This window comes from Mycolicibacterium sp. ND9-15 (genome assembly GCF_035918395.1).
Lineage (GTDB): Bacteria > Actinomycetota > Actinomycetes > Mycobacteriales > Mycobacteriaceae > Mycobacterium.
Window position 1 is genome coordinate 2,257,381 of sequence record NZ_CP142362.1, and the last position, 15,393, is coordinate 2,272,773.

General features: G+C 67.1%; 17 protein-coding genes. 11 read left to right on the forward strand and 6 right to left on the reverse strand.

Going from position 1 to position 15,393, the window contains the following annotated elements; translation table 11 throughout:
- The first annotated feature begins 212 nt into the window (after positions 1–212).
- Complete coding sequence (locus QGN32_RS10995) at positions 213–695, forward strand: MarR family winged helix-turn-helix transcriptional regulator (RefSeq protein ID WP_326548592.1); 483 nt, start codon at positions 213–215, stop codon at positions 693–695.
- The gene (locus tag QGN32_RS11000; RefSeq protein ID WP_326548593.1) at positions 692–1,942 is read left to right on the forward strand and encodes an MFS transporter; all 1,251 of its coding nucleotides are present in this window, start codon (positions 692–694) and stop codon (positions 1,940–1,942) included. The genes QGN32_RS10995 and QGN32_RS11000 overlap by 4 nt, the downstream gene beginning before the upstream one ends.
- Before the next feature lie 11 nt (positions 1,943–1,953).
- Here the strand turns inward: QGN32_RS11000 and QGN32_RS11005 are convergent, their stop codons facing one another.
- From QGN32_RS11005 to QGN32_RS11015, 3 genes are read right to left on the reverse strand one after another with little or no spacing between them, the layout of a single operon-like run.
- Positions 1,954–2,796, reverse strand: a complete 843-nt coding sequence (locus QGN32_RS11005) for an SDR family oxidoreductase (RefSeq protein WP_326548594.1) — start codon at positions 2,794–2,796, stop codon at positions 1,954–1,956.
- Between the two features lie 52 nt (positions 2,797–2,848).
- Positions 2,849–4,207 carry a WS/DGAT/MGAT family O-acyltransferase gene (locus tag QGN32_RS11010; protein WP_326548595.1) on the reverse strand — a complete coding sequence of 453 codons (1,359 nt, stop codon included), beginning with the start codon at positions 4,205–4,207 and terminating at the stop codon, positions 2,849–2,851.
- A gap of 52 nt (positions 4,208–4,259) precedes the next feature.
- A complete protein-coding gene (locus QGN32_RS11015) occupies positions 4,260–5,840 on the reverse strand; it encodes an FMN-binding glutamate synthase family protein (RefSeq protein ID WP_326548596.1) in 1,581 nt (526 codons plus the stop codon).
- A 167-nt stretch (positions 5,841–6,007) separates the two neighbouring features.
- On the opposite strand from QGN32_RS11015, the gene QGN32_RS11020 reads away from it, so the two are divergent.
- The 3 genes from QGN32_RS11020 to QGN32_RS11030 all read left to right on the forward strand — a co-directional run bounded on the left by QGN32_RS11020 (position 6,008) and on the right by QGN32_RS11030 (position 8,411).
- On the forward strand, positions 6,008–6,844 hold the full coding sequence (locus QGN32_RS11020) for a class I SAM-dependent methyltransferase (RefSeq protein ID WP_326548597.1): 837 nt from the start codon (positions 6,008–6,010) through the stop codon (positions 6,842–6,844).
- Positions 6,845–7,062: 218 nt separating this feature from the next.
- Complete coding sequence (locus QGN32_RS11025) at positions 7,063–7,527, forward strand: hypothetical protein (RefSeq protein ID WP_326548598.1); 465 nt, start codon at positions 7,063–7,065, stop codon at positions 7,525–7,527.
- A 110-nt stretch (positions 7,528–7,637) separates the two neighbouring features.
- Entirely contained in the window at positions 7,638–8,411 is a 774-nt protein-coding gene (locus QGN32_RS11030) for an enoyl-CoA hydratase/isomerase family protein (RefSeq protein ID WP_326548599.1), read from the forward strand.
- A 40-nt stretch (positions 8,412–8,451) separates the two neighbouring features.
- Here QGN32_RS11030 and QGN32_RS11035 read toward each other — a convergent pair whose 3' ends face one another.
- Both QGN32_RS11035 and QGN32_RS11040 read right to left on the reverse strand, forming a co-directional pair.
- Positions 8,452–8,850 (reverse strand): DUF302 domain-containing protein, encoded by a 399-nt coding sequence (locus QGN32_RS11035; protein ID WP_326548600.1) that lies wholly within the window; start codon positions 8,848–8,850, stop codon positions 8,452–8,454.
- A 27-nt stretch (positions 8,851–8,877) separates the two neighbouring features.
- Positions 8,878–9,147 (reverse strand): metal-sensitive transcriptional regulator, encoded by a 270-nt coding sequence (locus QGN32_RS11040; protein WP_326548602.1) that lies wholly within the window; start codon positions 9,145–9,147, stop codon positions 8,878–8,880.
- 231 nt (positions 9,148–9,378) lie between these two features.
- Between QGN32_RS11040 and QGN32_RS24360 the strand changes: the two genes are divergently transcribed.
- From QGN32_RS24360 to QGN32_RS11065, 6 genes are all read left to right on the forward strand, one after another.
- The gene (locus QGN32_RS24360) at positions 9,379–9,543 is read left to right on the forward strand and encodes a DUF8730 family Cys-rich protein (protein ID WP_500862309.1); all 165 of its coding nucleotides are present in this window, start codon (positions 9,379–9,381) and stop codon (positions 9,541–9,543) included.
- A gap of 18 nt (positions 9,544–9,561) precedes the next feature.
- Positions 9,562–10,335: a sulfite exporter TauE/SafE family protein gene (locus tag QGN32_RS11045; RefSeq protein ID WP_326548603.1), complete on the forward strand. Its 774-nt coding sequence runs from the start codon at positions 9,562–9,564 to the stop codon at positions 10,333–10,335.
- A gap of 17 nt (positions 10,336–10,352) precedes the next feature.
- Positions 10,353–11,699: an MBL fold metallo-hydrolase gene (locus QGN32_RS11050; RefSeq protein ID WP_326548604.1), complete on the forward strand. Its 1,347-nt coding sequence runs from the start codon at positions 10,353–10,355 to the stop codon at positions 11,697–11,699.
- Positions 11,700–11,768: 69 nt separating this feature from the next.
- Positions 11,769–12,500: a peroxiredoxin gene (locus QGN32_RS11055; RefSeq protein WP_326548605.1), complete on the forward strand. Its 732-nt coding sequence runs from the start codon at positions 11,769–11,771 to the stop codon at positions 12,498–12,500.
- 34 nt (positions 12,501–12,534) lie between these two features.
- On the forward strand, positions 12,535–13,359 hold the full coding sequence (locus tag QGN32_RS11060; RefSeq protein WP_326548606.1) for a TspO-related membrane protein: 825 nt from the start codon (positions 12,535–12,537) through the stop codon (positions 13,357–13,359).
- Positions 13,360–13,373: 14 nt separating this feature from the next.
- Positions 13,374–14,633, forward strand: a complete 1,260-nt coding sequence (locus tag QGN32_RS11065; RefSeq protein ID WP_326548607.1) for an oxygenase MpaB family protein — start codon at positions 13,374–13,376, stop codon at positions 14,631–14,633.
- Here the strand turns inward: QGN32_RS11065 and QGN32_RS11070 are convergent, their stop codons facing one another.
- Positions 14,634–15,308 carry a L,D-transpeptidase family protein gene (locus QGN32_RS11070; RefSeq protein WP_326548608.1) on the reverse strand — a complete coding sequence of 225 codons (675 nt, stop codon included), beginning with the start codon at positions 15,306–15,308 and terminating at the stop codon, positions 14,634–14,636.
- Positions 15,309–15,393 lie beyond the last annotated feature (85 nt).

The window sequence follows — 15,393 nt, forward strand, 5'->3', positions numbered from 1 at the left end:
CGGCGCGACGGCGGAACCCGAGTTCCGTGTCGCGCGCTGCGGAGCACTTTACTCCGAACCGAGGCCGCGCGATCGGCAGATGCTTGTGTGCACCCGACCGGCGGCCCCGCGTGCGCTCAGATTGCGCTCACGCAGGCCGCTACTCGCAGTTTCTCTGCGTGAGCACAATCGGTTCGGCGACGACCGCACCGAAATCGCCAGGGAATATATGTATGTGCTATGCATACTTAGTGCCGCCTTCCCGATACGAACAACTCGACGAACTGCTGACCCGCCTGGCGGTCGCGCGGCAGCGACCCGGTTGGCGTGATCGAATTCTCGGCGGTGCCGGCCCGCTCACCAGCGCATCCACCGTGCGAGTGCTGCGCGCGGTCGAGCAGTGCCAACAGCTTTCCGACGGCGCGTCGATCCGGGAGGTCGCCGACTTCCTGGCCGTCGAGCACTCGACCGCAAGCCGGTCGGTGGCCGCCGTCGTGGCCGCGGGCCTGGTGACCAAGTCGTCGGCGGCCGACGACCAACGGCGGTGCACGCTGGTGCTGACCGACGCGGGGCGCCAGGCGCTGGGCACCGTGGCCGACCGGCGGAGCGAGTTGGTCGCGGAGATGATCGCCGACTGGCCCGACACCAGGGTCGACACCCTGGTCGATCTGCTCGATCGGCTGACCGAGCGGTTCGAACGGGCGGCCGCCCGATGACGGCCGAGGCCGTCGCCCCGCCGCGGCCGCGCGGTGCGCTGGGGCTGATCTTCGACTCGGTGTTCGGCGCGCTGTTCTGGGGCAAGATCTTCTCGGTCGTCGCGGTGTGGACGCACGGCATCGTCGCGGCGATCGTGATGTACGACGCGACGAAGTCGGCGCTCATGGTGGGGATGGTCGGCGTCGTCCAGTTCGCGCCGCAGTTGATCCTCAGCCCCACCAGCGGCAAATGGGCCGACATCGGGGATCCGGCGCGGCAGATACTGCTCGGCAGGGTGCTGTGTGTGGCCGGATCGGGATTGACGGCGGCGTGGCTGTTCGCCGACCCGGCGCAGGACGGGATCTCGGCGGCCATGCCCGTGCTGCTGGGCACCCTGCTGGTCGGGTTCGGCTTCGTGGTCGGCGGACCCGCGATGCAGTCGATCGTGCCGAACCTCATTCGCGACGGCGAACTCTCGACTGCCATGGCGCTCAACAGCTTTCCGATGACAATCGGGCGCATCGTCGGGCCCGCGGCCGGGGCGTACATCGCGGCGCACACGGGTCCGGCGGCGGCGTTCGCGGTCAGCGCAGTGCTGCATCTGGTGTTCGCCTTCTTCCTCGTCGCCGTTCGGTTTCCCGCCAAGCCTGCCCGGGCCGTCGACACGGACTACCGCGTGCGCGTGGCCATCAGATACGTCTGGCGCGACCGTCCGCTCTTCCTGGCACTGGTCGCGGTGGCGACGGTCGGGTTGGCGTCCGACTCGTCGATCACGTTGACGCCGTCGATGGCCGACGCACTCGGCGGCGACGCCCGCCTGGTCGGCACTCTGTCAGCGGTCTTCGGTGTCGGAGCGGCGGTCGGCATGGCGGTGCTCGCGCTGATGCGCGGCAGGATGCCGTCGCACAAGGTATCGGCGATCGGGATGGCAGGGCTCGCGGCCGGTTGTGCGGTGCTGACCGCGGCGGCGGCGCCCGCGGTCGCGATCGCCGGGTTCACGCTCGCCGGCCTCGGGTTCGGCTGGGCGATGACCGGCCTCAGCACCGTCGTGCAGGAGCGTGCGCCCGAGCAGTTGCGCGGCCGGATCATGGCGCTGTGGCTGGTCGGGTTCCTCGGCTCACGGCCGATCGCCGCGGCGCTGCTGGGTGGCACCGCCGACGCCTTCAACGTGCAGGCCGCCTTCGCCGTCGCCGCGGTGTTGTGCGTGACGGCCGCTCTGTGGTGCCGGCCGGCCAGGCTCGTCGGCCCGCTACCCGCGCCCGTGTAACCCGATGCGCCTCAGGTGTTTTCGGCGGCGGCCGTCCTGGCCCGCTCCGTCATCGACGCGATCACTCCGCCGTCGTTCAGGATGTCCGTGCCGGTGAGGTACCCGGCTTTGGCACTCGCGCAGAAGGCGAGCAGCTCGGCCATCTCCTCGGGCTTGCCCCACCGCGGTACGGCGGCATCGGCGACCATCGCACCGGCACCCGCCTGCTCCTCGAGCCTGCCCATCTCGGTGTCGATGGATCCTGGCGAAACCGAGACGACGCGCAGGCCCTTGCCGTTGAACCGCTCGGCCTGCGAGGTGCTGTACCACCGGACGAAGCTCTTGCTCAGCGCGTAGGCGATTCCCGACCGCGCCTCCTCGGGAACCACGTCGCATGCGGCCAGCATGTCGGCCATGAATGCGTCTTGATCCGTCATCGCCTGGGGGAACTGGCTTTTCGGGATCATCTCGTCAGGCAGCATGTGCGCGGCCATCGACGCCACGTTGACGATCGCGGCGCCTTCATCCGCCGTCTCGAAGAACGTCTCGTCCACGTTGACGGTGCCGAGGGCGTTGGTGCGCATGACGTACGCGGCATCGCCCATGCTGGGACTCACACCCGCGGCGTGGATCACCGAGGCGATGGTGCCGAGGTTCGCCGCGGTCTCGAACAGGCGGTTGACCGCCGGGCGGCCGGTGACGTCGCAGTGCACCACCGTGGTCATGATGCCCAGGTCGGCCAGCGTCGCCGCCGCGCTGTCGAGCCGGTCCTTTCGCACGTCGCAGAGGACGACGGTGTGGTCCCGGCCGACGATCTCAGCCGTCGCCTGCCCCATGCCGCCCGCGCCACCGGTGATTATCGACACTCGACTCATGTCGGTGACCGTATACCGCAAGCGTTACGGGACGCCCGACCGGCCCGGTGCGTCAGACGCCCGCTGCGCGTTCCAGCTCTTTCAGCGACGTCTCGAGATGGCCGAGCAATCGCTGCAGGCTGGGGACACTGCGGCGGTCCCCGACCAGCCCGAAGTCGAGGTTTTCGGCGTTGTTGGCCAACGTGATGTTGAGCGCCTGGCCGTCGAGCGGGATCGAGAACGGGTAGTTGCCGTCGAGCCGGGCACCGTTCCAGTACATCGGCTCCTTGGCGCCCGGCACGTTGGAGATCACGATGTTGAACGGCGGCGGGGCGGTGGCGACGAAACCCGGCAGCAGCCCGAGCGCCACCCCGCCGACCAGCAACGCCGACACCGCAAGCTGTTGTAGCCGAGGCAGTTCGGAGTAGACGTTCTTGTTGTTGCGCATCGAGGCGGCGATGGCTTCCAGCCGCCGCACCGGATCCTCTACGTCGGTGGCGAGATTGCACAGGATGGCACCGACCAGGTTGCCGCCGCCCTCGGCGTCCTTCTCGTTGCGCAGATTCACCGGCACCATCGCCACCAGCGGCGTGTCCGGCAGAGCGTTCTCCTCGGCGAGGTACTCGCGCAGCGCCCCCGCGCACATCCCCAGCACGACGTCGTTGACGGTCACCCCGGCCGCGCGCTTGACCTTCTGAATCCGCTCCAGTGCCCAGGACTGTGCGGCGACGCGGCGGGCCCCGCCGATTCTGACGTTCAACATGGTCTTCGGCGCGCGGAACGGAAGTGTGAGTTCCTGTTCGAGCAGCGCGGCGCGTGCCAACGAGAGCGTGGTCGGCGCGATGCCGGCGACGGAACCCGCGACCTGGCCCACCGTCTGCAGCAGGGAGGGTCCGGCCTTGGAACCGGTCCGGCGCCGCGGCGGCAGGCTCCAGGGGGCGCGCAGCTCGGTGTCGTCCGGGTCGGTCGTCAGCGTGCGCTGCATCAGCTTCATCGCCGAAACGCCGTCGATCAGTGCGTGGTGGGTTTTCGTGTAGACCGCGAAGCGCCCGTCATCGAGGCCCTCGATCAGATGCGTCTCCCACAACGGGCGATGGCGGTCGAGCAGCGTGCCGTGCAGCCGCGAGGTCAGCGCCAGCAGCTCCCGCACCCGACCGGGCGCGGGCAGCGCCGAGCGGCGCACGTGGTAGTCGAGATCCACCTCCTTGTCGAACGACCACACCAGGTTGGTGAGGCCGCCGAAGAACGCCGGGTGCTTGCGGAAGGTGGGCTGAATGTCGGTCTCTTCGAGCAGGACGTCGTAGATCTCGTGCAGGAATTCCGACCCGGTCCCGTCCGGCGGCGCGAACAACTGCAAACCGCCGACATGCATTGGATGCTCCCGGGATTCGCCGAGCAGGAAGATCAGGTCGGTCGGTGATATCGGTTGCATGCGGCCTCCGCGTCGATGCTCGAAGCTTCGTCTGTCCGTTCCGGCGGCCGCGTCATCCGACGGCGGACGTCGAGGCCGGCGCGGAGTCCCCCTGCGGTTCGTTGGTGGTCATCAACCGGACGATCTCCTTGCGGTCCGCCTCAGACGGTAGTCCCATGTCGGGCTCGTAGCCGTACACCTCGCGCAATGCCGTGGAAGTGGTCCGGGTGTGGAGGATGTCCACCGCGTCCGCATTGATGAGGCCGGGGTGCTCCACACCGCACGCCTCGGCCACCTTCACCAGATCGCGGCGCAGCGTCCTGATGTAGTTCGCGACCCGCTCGGCCTTGAGCTCCGGCACCAGCCCGCGGGCCAACCACTGGTTCTGGGTGGCGACCCCGGTGGGGCACTTGTCGTTGTGGCATACCTGGGCCTGGATGCAGCCGATCGCGAGCATCGCCTCCCGCGCGACGTAAACCATGTCGCAGCCGAGCGCGAAACCCACGACGGCGTTGTCCGGCAACCCGAGCTTGCCGGCGCCGATGAAGACGACATCGTCGCTCAGGCCCCGCTCGGCGAAGATCCGGTACACCCGGGCGAAGCCGAGTTGGAAAGGCAGCGAGACGGTGTCGGTGAAGATCAGCGGCGCGGCGCCGGTGCCGCCCTCCCCGCCGTCGATCGTCACGAAGTCCACCCCGCGGCCGGTCTTGCGCATGAGATCGGTGAGCTCGTACCAGAACTCGAGATCCCCGACCGCCGATTTGATGCCCACCGGCAGCCCGGTCTCCGCGGCGAGCAGCTCCACCCAGTCGAGCAGGCTGTCGGTGTCGGAGAACTCGGCGTGCCGGGATGGGCTGACGCAGTCGCGCCCCTCGGGTACGCCGCGCGCCTCGGCGATCTCGGCGGACACCTTGGGAGCCGGTAGCAGTCCGCCGAGGGTCGGCTTGGCGCCCTGGCTGAGCTTGATTTCCAGGGCCCGCACCGGCGCGCCGGCCACCACGTCTTTGAGTTTGTCGAGATCGAAGCGACCCTCGGAATCTCGGCAGCCGAAGTAAGCCGTGCCGATCTGGAAGATCAGTTCGCCGCCGTGGCGGTGATAGCGCGAAATGCCGCCCTCGCCGGTGTTGTGCAGGCAGTCGGTCAGGACCGCTCCCCGATTGAGGGCCTCGACGGCGTTGGCCGACAACGATCCGAAGCTCATCGCGGAGATGTTGACCACCGAACTGGGCCGGAACGCGCCGGGCCGGCCCCGAGCCGCGCCGAGCACCTTGGCACACGGCACCTTCGTTTCACGAGTGGCGGCGTTCGGCGTCGACGGCGGTACGGTGTGCGCGAATGTGCGATGTTTGATCACCGGGTAGCCGGCCGTGTACTCGAGGTCGTTGTCGGTGCCGAAGCCGAAGTAGTTGTTCTCCGCCTTAGCCGAGGCGTACACCCACCGACGTTGGTCGCGGGTGAACGGGCGCTCCTCGTTGTTGGCGGCGACGATGTACTGCCGCAGCTCCGGACCGACGGACTCGATCAGGTATCGAGCGTGCCCGATGAGAGGAAAGTTGCGAAGAAGTGCGTGTTTGCGTTGAAAAAGGTCGCGCACGGCCACGGCGCCCAACGTCGAGGCGGCCGCGGCGGCGAGACCACGAACGGTCCGGCCCATGCCGTCAGTGTTTCCGCACAGCCTCGGCCCGAAACCGACCCGTCGCCGGAGTGGCACACGCGGCAGGCCGCCGGTTCGAAGATCCGCCCGCCGGGGCCGCCACGGTTCGATATCTTCGAACAGCCGCGCACCGACGGTCCGCCGACGGCACGGGTACGTTGGTTGTGATGGGTCACGCAGACGACCGAAAAGCCGGCGACGTCGCCTTGACCGGAGTCTCGGAGACCGCACTGCTGACGCTGAACGGACGGGCGTATCAGGCCCGCCATCCGAACGCGATCATCGGCGATCCGATGGCGATCCGTCTCGCCGACGCGATCGACTTCGACTTCGGCAAGTTCGGCCGCAAAGGCCAGGAGATGGCGCTGCGCTCACTGGCGTTCGACCGCGCCGCCATCCGCTACCTGTCGGAGCACCCACTGGCCACCGTTGTCGCCCTTGCGGAGGGTCTGCAAACCAGCTTCTGGCGCCTCCACGCAGCTTTACCGCATGCCGAATTTCGTTGGCTGAGCGTCGATTTGCAGCCGATCATCGATCTGCGCGAGCGGCTGCTGCCCCCGGCGCCCCGGATCGCCTCCCTTGCGCAGTCGGCGCTCGACTACTCCTGGATGGACAAGGTCGAGAACGGCAACGGTGTCTTCATCACCGCGGAGGGGCTGCTGATGTACCTGCAGCCGGCCGAGGCGATGGGCCTGATCTCCGCGTGTGCGAGCCGGTTTCCGTGTGGTCAGATGGTCTTCGACCTCCCACCGGTCCTGGTGAAGAAGCTGGCCCCGAAGGGCGTGCGATCCTCCCGCCGGTACCGCGTTCCGCCGATGCCGTTCAGCTTGTCGGCGGCGCAACTGGCGGATCTGGTCAACACCGTCCCCGGAGTCCGCGCCGTGCACGACTTACCGATGCCGCAGGGCCGCGGCTGGTTCTTCGAAAAAGCGTTCCCCGCGTTCTGGAAGTTCAAGCCGACGAGGAACTACCGCGGCGCCTACACCCTGCTCGAGTTCGGCTGAGCGCGCCGAGATCGACCGGAGGGTCGTCGATCGCGCGCGATCACGACCACTGTGCAGAACTCGGCGGCGCGAATCGGACCATGCCTTCGGAGAACAAACCACTGTGGCGGGATAGTTATGAAGGTTTGTCCCAGATGTCACATGGGTAACTTTGGTAACAGGGCGGTGCGCAGACACCGTCCCACCACACCGAAGAAAGAGACGAATGGGAATTCACGATGAACACCGTCCTGTACTTCAGCACCACCGGCGACGTTTACGAAACCCGGGCCTACACCACCGCCGATATCGACCAGCTCGTTGAGAATCACGGCCTGCAGTGCCTGACCAGCGCCGACCGGCAGTTCGACTTCTGGTTCAGCCCGTCGACGCAGCGGTGCCAACGGCGCCCTAACCGAAAAGCCACCGAACTGCTGCTGGCGACCACGACGTTCACGGCGAAGACCGTACCCCTGCTGCGCGGCTGCATCGTCGTCGCCACCCACGACGAGGACGGCGAGCTCGACGGGCTCAGCTGGCAGCAACTCGACCTTCTCGTTGGAAAGAGGCGCGCGCTGACGCGACGCGACGAGCGGGCGCTCAACAGGCGGATCCTCCGTGATGAGCGCGCCCAGCAGCGAAGCATCCCCCACCCCGCGACCCTTGTTTTCAGTTGCGCGCGCCCGCGCTCGGCAGTGCGCTGACCGGCGGCCGAGCGACCCCCTTTGATGCGGCGGCACGAGTACCGACAGCACAACGAGCCGATCGCCTCGGCCCCGTCCAGAGCGTGTCGCCACGTGGTTATGGTGCAGCCATGAGCGTCGTGACCTATGAGCTGGCCGATCACATCGCCACCATCACCCTCAACCGCCCCGAGGCGCGCAATGCGATCAACGGCGAGGTCCGGCGCGGTCTGAACGCGGCATGGGAGCGGTTCCGTGACGACGAGGACGCGTGGGTCGGAATCCTCACCGCGAAGGGAGACGTATTCTGCGCCGGCGGCGACCTCAAGGACGGCGAGGGGTCCGTCGGCACCTTCGGCGGCACGTTCTGGGAGAAGCCGACGATCAACTCTTTCGAGAGCGGGATGGAACTGTTCAAACCGACGATCGCGGCGGTCAACGGTCCCTGTATCGGCTACGGATTGACCGGTGTCCTGTTCTGTGACTTCGTGATCGCCTCGACCACAGCGACTTTCGCGTTTCCAGAGGTGTCGCTCGGAGTGCCCACGATCGTCGGTGCCATCCGGCTGCCCGAACGGGTGCGGTGGGCCGACGCGATGGAGCTTCTCTTGACCGGCAAGCCGATGACGGCCGAGCGGGCCAGGGAGATCGGCCTGGTGTGGCGGCTGGTCGAGCCCGACGATCTGCGGGCGGAGGCGCGCTCGTGGGCACGCACGCTCACCGAGGCGGCGCCGTTGGCGCAACGGGCCACCAAGGAGGTGGCGTGGCGCACGGCCAACATGGGGTGGATCGAGTCCGTCCGGTTCGGGGAGACCATGCGCAAGGTGGCCGCCGCCACCGAAGACGTGGGTGAGGGGATCAGGGCCTGGCAGGAGAAGCGCAAGCCGAGGTGGCTGGGCCGCTGACTCCGGATCTACACCGCGCCGCCTGGCCTGAGCGTCGAGGTCACCGCGACAGCGCGTCGATGGCCGCTTGCAGCTTACTTCCGACTTCCTCGGCGACCGGTTTGAGCCCGGGCTCGTCTGTGACGTCGACGAGCAACTGCGGGTTCATCGCCTCGACGAGCGTCGTTTCCGGGTCGTCGGGATCGCTGCGCACCACGACGTTGCACGGCAGCAGTAGACCGATCTGCGGTTGCACGCCGATGGCCCGATGTGCCAGCGGCGGATTGCACGCGCCGAGGATGAGGTAGTTCTCCATGTCCTCATCGAGCTTGTTCTTCAGCGTCGCCTTGACGTCGATCTCGGTCAGGACGCCGAACCCCTGTTCCGCCAGCGCCTCGCGGGTGCGGGCGACGGCGTCGTCGAACGACGTCTTCAAACTCGTGGACAGGGCGATGCTCATGATGACTCCTTTGTCGGTTGAGGGCGGTCAGGCCAGCGCGAGGAAGAGCTTCTCCAGTTCCGCTTCGGTCATAGGCCTCTCGTTCCCCTCTTGATCGCCCGTCATGCATTCCCGTAAACCGGTCGCGACGATCTTGAAGCCGGCGCGATCGAGCGCTCGCGACACCGCCGCGAGTTGGATGACAACGTCCTTGCATTCGCGGCCATCTTCGATCATCCCGATCACGCCGGCGAGCTGGCCTTGAGCGCGCCGGAGTCGGTTGAGTACCGCGGAGATGGATTCTTCGTCACCGACCATGATGGTTCCTTTCGTCAGTAGTTCCATGGTACCCGCGGGGGTATGCCTCATCCAGGTCAGCGCCGCAGGGGCGGCCACGATTCCCCCGCCCGCTTTCCTTCGACGCCCGACAGCATATACCCTTGGGGGTATGTCCCCGCACAAGCTGCGCACATCCCTGTGGCATCCGGTGCCCGTCGGGGTTATCACGCCGCTGTGTGAGACGTCGAGCCAGGAAAGGAGGTTTCACCCATGTGCTACCCAGTTCAGTGCCCGTCCTGCGGCAAGACGACGTGGGATGGCTGCGGCCAGCACGTCGACGAGGTCATGCGGTCGGTGCCGGCCGCACAGCAGTGCCGCTGTGAGCGGGTGAGCGAGCCGCCGCGGCGTCCCGCACGCGGGTTCTGGCGCCGATAGCCCGGGTACAGGGCTGACATGACGGTGGCGTTGAGCCTCGGCCTCGGTGCGCTGATCGGCGTGCTGCTGGGTCTGCTCGGCGGCGGCGGCTCGATCCTCGCCGTCCCGGCGCTGGTCTACGGGATGGGTTTCGGTGTCGAACAGGCCATTCCGATCTCGTTGGTCGTCGTCGCCACCGCGTCGGCCGTCGGGGTCCTGCCGAAGATCCGCGCCCGACAGGTTCGGTGGCGGATGGCCGGCATCTTCGCGGCGGCCGGGATTCCGGCGACCGTTCTCGGCAGCGCCATCAGCAGACACCTGCCCGAACCGGCGCTGCTGATCGGGTTCGCGGTGGTGATGGTGGTCGCCGGCATCCGCATGCTGGCCGGCCAGGACAACACCGGCACCGCATGCGAGGTGCGCGAGGGGCACGTCGATTGGCGTCGCTGCGCGCCGCGGTCGATCGGTGCCGGCCTCGTGGTCGGTTTGCTGACCGGACTGTTCGGCGTCGGTGGCGGCTTCCTGATCATCCCGGCGCTCGTGGTGGTGCTCGGCGTCGAGATGGCCACGGCGATCGGCACTTCGCTGCTGGTCATCGTCGCCAACTCGGTAGCCGGCATCTTTTCGCATCTCCACGGCATCAGCGTCGATTGGTCGATCACCGCGACATTCGTCGGGGCCGCGATGTTGGCATCGCTGGTCGCCGGATACTTCGGCACCAGGATCGACACCGACCGCCTGCAGCGCTGGTTCGCCTACCTCGTCTTCGTCGTCGCCGCTTACATACTCGTCGACACCATCTTCTTGAGTTGAACAGCAAGGGAGAAAGCATGGACGTCTCGATCATCGAAACCTCCGGGCTCGGTGACCGGAGCTATCTGATCAGCGACGGCGACATAGCCGTTGCGATCGATCCGCAGCGCGACATCGACCGGGTCCTCGAACTCGCCGACGACCGCGGGGTGCGCATCGCCCATGTACTGGAGACGCACCTGCACAACGACTATGTGACCGGGGGACTGGAACTGTCGCGGACCGTAGGCGCCGAATATGTGGTGCCGGCGGGCGACGACGTCAGATACCCCCGCCGCGCCGTCACCGACGGTGAGGTCATCGACGCCGGACCATTCCGGCTCGAGGTGATGCACACCCCGGGCCACACCCACCATCACGTCAGCTATGTGCTGCGCGACCTCGACGGCGAGGTCCACGGGGTCTTCACCGGTGGCTCGATGTTGTTCGGCACCACCGGGCGCACCGACCTGCTCGGCGCGGACCACACCGAGGAACTCACCCACGCGCAATTCCACTCCGTTCGGAAACTCGCCGAGCGCCTGCCCGCCGACACGGCGATCTACCCGACCCACGGCTTCGGCAGTTTCTGCTCGGCCACACCTGCTTCGGGCGACGAATCCACGATCGGTGAGCAACGGCACACCAACCCGGCGCTCACCCAGGACGAGCAGAGCTTCGTCGACGAACTACTCGCGGGCCTTTCGGCCTATCCGGCGTACTACGCGCACATGGGCGTCATCAACCGCGAAGGGCCGGCGCCCGTGGATCTGACGCCGCCCGAACCGATCGACCCGACCGAACTGCGGCGTCGCATCGAGGCCGGCGAGTGGGTGGCCGATCTGCGCAACCGCACCGCCTTCGCCGCCGGACATCTACAGGGGTCGTTGGGTTTCGAGCTGTGTGGCTCCTTTGTGAGCTACTTCGGCTGGCTCTACGACTGGGGCGCACCGGTGACGTTGATCGGCGAGTCACCGGAGCAGATCGCAGACGCCAAGCGTGAGTTGGTCCGCATCGGGGTGGACCGGCTGACGGGTGCGGCAACCGGGGATATCGAAAAGCTGCGCGACGGAACGCCGCTCGGCTCCTACCCCGTCGCGGATTTCGCTCGACTGGCCGAACAGCGTCGCACCGAGACGGTGGCGGTGCTCGATGTGCGGCAGAGCCACGAGTACGACGAGGACCACATCCCCGGAGCGGTCAACATACCGCTACACGAACTGCCGGAACGGCTTGACGAAGTCCCCGCCTCGACGGTCTGGGTTCACTGCGAGTCCGGCTATCGGTCCTCGATCGCGGCGTCTTTCCTCGACCGCGCAGGCCACGGCGTCGTTCTGATCGACGACGACTTCGACAACGCTCGCAACACAGGTCTGGTGGCCTAGGGCACTGCCCCATGGACAATGGGCACAGCCTCATGACGTTTTCCCGCCCGAACTGAGAAAGGAACCATCATGACCGGAGACATCGCCACGCCGGCTCCCACCGCGACCATGCCGCGCATCGGAGACCCCGCCCCGTCGTTTCGGGCCGTCACGACCCAGGGAGAGATCAATTTCCCCGCCGACTACGCGGGAAAGTGGGTCATCTTGTTCTCCCACCCCGCGGACTTCACGCCGGTATGCACGAGCGAATTCATGACGTTCGCGTCGATGCAAGAGGAGTTCGCGGCCTACAACACCGACCTGGTCGGCCTGTCGGTGGATGGCCTGTACAGCCACATCGCCTGGCTGCGCACCATCAAGGAAAAGATCGCCTTCAAGGGCATGCGCGATGTGGAGGTGACGTTCCCTCTTATCGAGGACATCAGCATGGAGGTCGCCCGCAAGTACGGGATGATCATGCCGGGCGAGGATTCGACGAAGGCGGTGCGGGCCGTTTTCGTCATCGACCCGAAGGGCGTGGTGAGAACCGTCATCTACTATCCGCTGTCGCTCGGCCGGAACTTCGACGAACTGCTGCGAGTCGTCAAGGCCCTGCAGACGGCTGACCATTTCGAGGTTGCCACGCCGGCGGATTGGCGCCCCGGCGACAGGGTGATCGTGCCGCCCGCCGGTTCGTGTGGCACGGCGGCAGAACGGATGACTGCCCACGTCGACGGGGTGGAATGCGAAGACTGGTTCTTCTGCACGAAGGAATTGCCCGCTGCCGACGTCGAATCCGCTATCCGGCGCCGACGCGGCTGACCGCGGAAAACCCTTGAAGGCAGAGGAGCCCTACATGGTCAGCCGTACCGTCGAGCCCCGTTCGATCTCGACGCTGCTGCTGCCGCTGGCGGTCAGCCTCGCGACGGCGGCCACGCTCGTCGTCAACTACCTGGCCAACGCTTTGCCGATCAACGGCCAGACCACCGGTGACGTCACCCGCCGGTTCGAGGTGTACTTCGTCCCAGCCGGTTACGTCTTCTCCATCTGGGGTTTGATCTACCTCGGAGTGATCGCCTACAGCGTCTACCTGAGCCTGACGCTTCGCAGCGCCCGCACCGACAGCGGCGCCGCACGCGCGATCGCGCCCTGGTACGTGCTGACCGCCGTCGCGAACTGTTGCTGGCTGTTCGCCTGGCATCACAACCGGTTCCCGCTGAGCATGCTGCTGATGGTCGTACTGCTCGTCGCCTTGATCGTCATCTACCGCATACAGGCCGGCCGACCGCCCACTTCGACGCTGGAGCGGTGGACGGTGCACATCCCGTTCCGCGTCTACTTGGGCTGGGTATCGGTCGCGACGATCGCCAACGCGACGATCACGCTCGACGACGCCGGCTGGTCCGGCTTCGGGCTTTCCGAGCCGGCCTGGGGGGTGATCATGCTCGTGGTCGCGGCCGCCCTCGGGTTGGTGATGAGCCTGCGCCACCATGACGTTGCCTTTGCGCTGGTGCTCATCTGGGCGCTGATCGGCATCGCGGTGCGCCTGCACGAAACCACCTCGATCCTGATCGCCTCGCTGATCGGCGCGGTGGCAGTGGGAATCGCCATACCGCTGAGCGCACGTTTGCGTACGCATCTGCCGAGTGGATCCGCGAACAACCGCGCGCTCGCCGATTAGAAGGCCGAAGACGCATGCCGGAAGCCAGCACACGACCCCCTCGAGCGCCGACCGCATTCCGGTATCCCGGTCTCAGCCGCCGGCGCGCCCGACTACGGAGCGCCGCCAACCGACTCGCGGGCGTCGACCTCCTTCCATCCGACGCCGTCGCGCGCGCCTTCATCGCCGGTCTCACCGAGGGCGATCCCGTCGCCGAGCGATTCGTCGCCGAGACCTATCACGGTGACCTCGGCGCCAGAAAGGCCCGCGATCTCGTCGAGAAGGCGCAGCGGGAAGGTATCGACAATGTCCCCGAGACGCCCGACTCGATGCGTGCGCTGTTCGAGGAGTTCGAGCAGCTACCCGAATGGGTCGATCCGGACCTCGTCGAGGAAGGCGCCGCGGTCTGGCGCCGCTGGGCTTACGCACTCGGCGCGCTCGGCAACGCCGGCACCAACGACACGTACACCGAGGGCTGGCTGGCGATCCCGCTCTCGCTTTCGGGCGGCTATGCCGGCCAACGCGCCCTGCACCGGTACCTGGAGACCTCACGCTGGTGGATCGAAGTCTGCCGGCCCGGCGCCATCCTGACACCAGGTTCGTTGGGCCGCAACACCTCCCTGCACGTGCGGATCATGCATGTCAGCGTCCGCGACCGCGTCAAGCAGCACCCGGAGTGGGATGCCGAGCGTTGGGGTTTGCCGATCAGCCAGTCGGCCATGCTGCTGACGCTGCTGGGTGGCAGCGTCGCACCGGCGCTCGGCCTGTACCTGCTCGGGCACCTCACCTCACCGCACGAGATGCGTGCCGTCCTGCACTTCAACCGCTACTGCGGCCACCTCGTCGGTGTCCGGTGCGAGGGCTACTTCCCCGAGACCGTCGCCGATGCGTGGCGCATCTTGTTCATGTGCGACTCCGCACGCAGCTACGACAGCGCGGACAGCGGCACAGAACTCGTCCAGTCCTTCGTTCCCGCCTTCGAGCCCGCGCCGGCCCATCGAGGCCTCGAGCGGCTCCGCGCCGAGTATCACTACCGCGTACAAGCCGGATATCTCGGCCTGTACATGTTGCCGTGGAACCGGCGACGCTACCGATTACCATCGGCACTGCCCGGAATCTTGTTGCTGCTAATGCGATTTCCGGTGATCCTTACGCTGGAGATCGCACGGCGGTTGTCACCGAGCGCCGACCGCCGATGGCAGCAGGCCAACCTCGGGCGGTGGGAGGCCTGGCTGCGGTGGCAATCGGACGGCAAGGCGGCGGCGTTCGAGGCCGCGGTACCCCTGCGGCGCTGATCACGTGCGCGCCGGCACGAGCGAGGGGTTTCCGACGCCGATGGTGATCCGCGGGGCCGCTGAGGGATCGAGCCAGGTCAGCAGTTTGCGCATCTCGTCGCGCCCGATACCCACACATCCCCAAGTGGGGTTCCCGTCAGTCACGTGCAGAAAAATGCCTGACACCCGTCCCGGAATGCGTTGCGGGTTCACCGTGATGTTGACGGCGTAGTCGTAGACGGGGCCGGAGTCGTACAGGTTCTCCGCGATTGACGACGGTTTGCGAGGTCCGCGCACGTGGGTGTTGTACGTCGGCGAGCCGGCGTCCTCGTCCCACCAGTCCTGGTTCGTCGCTTGGAAATACGGCATTTTGGTGCCCGGGTTGGGTTGGCGGCCAAAGGCCTGGTCGAAGGTGAATGTTCCCACCGGAGTGCGGTGGACGCCGTCAGCGGGGGCGCCGACGCCGAGCGCGCCGACTTTGGCGGGCGTCGGTCCCAGGACGGCCTTCCATTGCCGGCCTACCCGCTGAAAGGCGGTCAGGGTTCCTGACGTGGCGTTCGCGGCGGGCACGCCGACCACGATCCACTGCGTCGACGGCCCGGCCGGGACAGCGGCAGGATCGGCCGTGGCGGGCGCGGCGAGCGGTACGCCCAGTAGCGCAACTGCGAGACACACCAGCGCGTTTCGCAGTTTCACAGGCACCTCGGTATGGGGACGCGAACCATCGACTTGGGAATCCGGACATCGTATCCGGGCACAGCGGCACAAAGACGCGACCGAA

Coding starts and splice junctions, on each gene's coding strand:
- QGN32_RS11055 (WP_326548605.1), top strand. CDS start 11,769: ATGACCGGAGACATCGCCACGCCGGCTCCCACCGCGACCATGCCGCGC.
- QGN32_RS11030 (WP_326548599.1), top strand. CDS start 7,638: ATGAGCGTCGTGACCTATGAGCTGGCCGATCACATCGCCACCATCACC.
- QGN32_RS11010 (WP_326548595.1), bottom strand. CDS start 4,207: ATGCAACCGATATCACCGACCGACCTGATCTTCCTGCTCGGCGAATCC.
- QGN32_RS11065 (WP_326548607.1), top strand. CDS start 13,374: ATGCCGGAAGCCAGCACACGACCCCCTCGAGCGCCGACCGCATTCCGG.
- QGN32_RS11040 (WP_326548602.1), bottom strand. CDS start 9,147: ATGGTCGGTGACGAAGAATCCATCTCCGCGGTACTCAACCGACTCCGG.
- QGN32_RS11045 (WP_326548603.1), top strand. CDS start 9,562: ATGACGGTGGCGTTGAGCCTCGGCCTCGGTGCGCTGATCGGCGTGCTG.
- QGN32_RS11060 (WP_326548606.1), top strand. CDS start 12,535: ATGGTCAGCCGTACCGTCGAGCCCCGTTCGATCTCGACGCTGCTGCTG.
- QGN32_RS10995 (WP_326548592.1), top strand. CDS start 213: ATGTGCTATGCATACTTAGTGCCGCCTTCCCGATACGAACAACTCGAC.
- QGN32_RS11025 (WP_326548598.1), top strand. CDS start 7,063: ATGAACACCGTCCTGTACTTCAGCACCACCGGCGACGTTTACGAAACC.
- QGN32_RS24360 (WP_500862309.1), top strand. CDS start 9,379: ATGTGCTACCCAGTTCAGTGCCCGTCCTGCGGCAAGACGACGTGGGAT.
- QGN32_RS11050 (WP_326548604.1), top strand. CDS start 10,353: ATGGACGTCTCGATCATCGAAACCTCCGGGCTCGGTGACCGGAGCTAT.
- QGN32_RS11020 (WP_326548597.1), top strand. CDS start 6,008: ATGGGTCACGCAGACGACCGAAAAGCCGGCGACGTCGCCTTGACCGGA.
- QGN32_RS11035 (WP_326548600.1), bottom strand. CDS start 8,850: ATGAGCATCGCCCTGTCCACGAGTTTGAAGACGTCGTTCGACGACGCC.
- QGN32_RS11015 (WP_326548596.1), bottom strand. CDS start 5,840: ATGGGCCGGACCGTTCGTGGTCTCGCCGCCGCGGCCGCCTCGACGTTG.
- QGN32_RS11000 (WP_326548593.1), top strand. CDS start 692: ATGACGGCCGAGGCCGTCGCCCCGCCGCGGCCGCGCGGTGCGCTGGGG.
- QGN32_RS11005 (WP_326548594.1), bottom strand. CDS start 2,796: ATGAGTCGAGTGTCGATAATCACCGGTGGCGCGGGCGGCATGGGGCAG.